General features: G+C 72.5%; 1 protein-coding gene. It reads right to left on the bottom strand.

Going from position 1 to position 444, the window contains the following annotated elements; genetic code table 11:
• Positions 1-444, bottom strand: a 444-nt coding sequence (locus M3677_RS17300; RefSeq protein ID WP_251161182.1) for a hypothetical protein, incomplete at both ends; no start/stop codon positions are given.

Genomic DNA, 444 nt, shown 5'->3' on the forward strand with positions numbered 1-444 from the left:
GCGTCGAAGCGAGCTAGGAGTTCGGCGACGGCAACGGGGGACACCGGAAGCCCACCGACGAAGCCCACCTCTGATCCGCGGACCGTGCACCCGCCTCGGTCGTCCGGGTCGTCCGGGGCGTCGAGATGACGCCCGCGCGGGTGATTGCCGGGGCTTGTTCGGATACCGACCTCGGCCTCGGTCTCGGTCACCTCATCGACCTTGGCCGCCACATCGACGTCGGCATCCGACACGGCTTCGGGGTCGTGGGCGGGGTCGGCCGCGGTGTGCGGGTCGGGCTGTGCGGTGCTGGCGGGGTCGAGGAGGGGGCCGTGGTGGTCGAGGTCGGTCAGGTCGGCGCGCAGGTGGAGGTTCCAGCGGGCGGCGGCGACGTCGTCGGGGAGTGCTTGCCAGGGGCGGGTGATGAGCTGGTGGTGGGCTGCGGTGCGCAGGACGCCGATGGGT

The organism is Curtobacterium sp. P97 (assembly GCF_023712445.1).
Taxonomy (GTDB): domain Bacteria; phylum Actinomycetota; class Actinomycetes; order Actinomycetales; family Microbacteriaceae; genus Curtobacterium.